Annotated in this window: 2 protein-coding genes; one reads left to right on the top strand and one right to left on the bottom strand. The window is 50.8% G+C overall.

What is annotated here, in order from left to right:
* A partial coding sequence (locus tag KIH26_RS16890) for a heavy metal translocating P-type ATPase (RefSeq protein WP_213446863.1) occupies positions 1–1,121 on the top strand: 1,121 nt, incomplete at its 5' end.
* Positions 1,122–1,190: 69 nt separating this feature from the next.
* Here KIH26_RS16890 and KIH26_RS16885 read toward each other — a convergent pair.
* On the bottom strand, positions 1,191–1,471 hold a 281-nt coding region (locus KIH26_RS16885), incomplete at its 5' end, for a DUF4148 domain-containing protein (protein ID WP_213446862.1).

Here is a 1,471-nt window from a genome sequence, read left to right as displayed (position 1 = left end):
GGGTCTATGGCCTGATCAACGCTGTTGCGGTTCTCATCATTGCTTGTCCCTGTGCATTGGGTTTGGCAACGCCCATGTCGATCATGGTAGCAACTGGACGTGGTGCAACTTCTGGCGTTCTGTTCCGAGATGCAGCTGCAATAGAGAACTTTCGCAAAATCGACACCTTGATCGTGGATAAAACGGGTACCTTGACTGAAGGCAAGCCTGTATTCAATCGAGTTATTGCTGTGGGTGGCCATCAAGCGGATGAGGTGTTGCGTTTGGCCGCAAGTCTTGACCAAGGTAGTGAGCATCCCTTGGCTGATGCAATTGTGAAAGCCGCACACGAACGTGGACTGATGCTGGAGACAGTGGATGGTTTTGAATCTTCAAGTGGTATTGGCGTTCGTGGAATTGTTCAGGGCAAACAGCTTGCTTTGGGCAATACTGCGTTGATGCAACAACTCGGTGCGAATACCGCCATCGTGGCCACAGAAGCAGAAGCCCTACGCGCTGAAGGTGCAAGCGTAATGTACTTAGCTGCGAATGGCGAACTCGTTGGGCTGTTGGCGGTGTCTGATCCCATCAAGACCAGTACTTCTGAAGCGCTTACTGCGCTAAAAGCTGAAGGCATTCGCATCATCATGGCCACAGGCGATGGCTTGACTACGGCTAGATCAGTAGGATCACGGCTTGGTATCGACGAGGTTCACGGCGAAGTCAAACCAGCAGACAAAATGGCTTTGGTTGAAAAACTACAAGCAGAAGGTTGCACGGTAGCGATGGCTGGCGATGGCATCAATGATGCGCCAGCCCTTGCAAAAGCCAATGTGGGCATTGCCATGGGCACGGGTACTGATGTGGCCATGAACAGCGCACAAGTCACACTCGTTAAAGGTGATTTAAGAGGCATTGTCACTGCACGCGAATTGTCAAATGCAACGGTTGCCAACATGAAGCAGAATTTGGTATTTGCATTCCTCTACAACGCACTGGGCGTGCCATTGGCAGCGGGATTACTTTTCCCATTCACTGGCTGGTTGCTCTCGCCGATGATTGCAGCGTTGGCGATGAGTCTGAGTTCTGCATCTGTGATTGCCAATGCGTTAAGGCTTAAAAGTGCTTCGTACAAAGCGTAGTGGTTTGTTGTCTCGCAACAGGTGCATCCAAGAGCGACAAGCCCAGTCGCTCTTGGGTCCGGAGAAGGCTCAATTCCCGATGTTTTGCTTGGCTAATTCTGCCTTCTCGGCTGCTGTCATCGAGAACAACTCTTGGCGCACTTGTTCACGAGTCTTTGTTCCTTTGGATGGAGGAAAAAACCCGAGCGACTGCAACTGCATTCTTCGATATGAACCATCCTTAATGGCGGCTTCCAATTCCGAAACGACTTCAGCGCGAGTTTTGGTGCTCTTGAAATGATCCCAGTGAATGGTGTAGCCAGCATCTGTATTTGCTGGATGATAGACGGTAGAAGCCATGCTGACGACAG

Origin of the sequence: Variovorax sp. PCZ-1 (assembly GCF_018413605.1) — a bacterium.
In the GTDB taxonomy this organism is placed as follows: Bacteria; Pseudomonadota; Gammaproteobacteria; order Burkholderiales; family Burkholderiaceae_C; genus JANMDU01.
The sequence above is the reverse complement of the archived record's forward strand: the minus strand, read 5'-3'. Positions and strand labels throughout refer to the sequence as shown.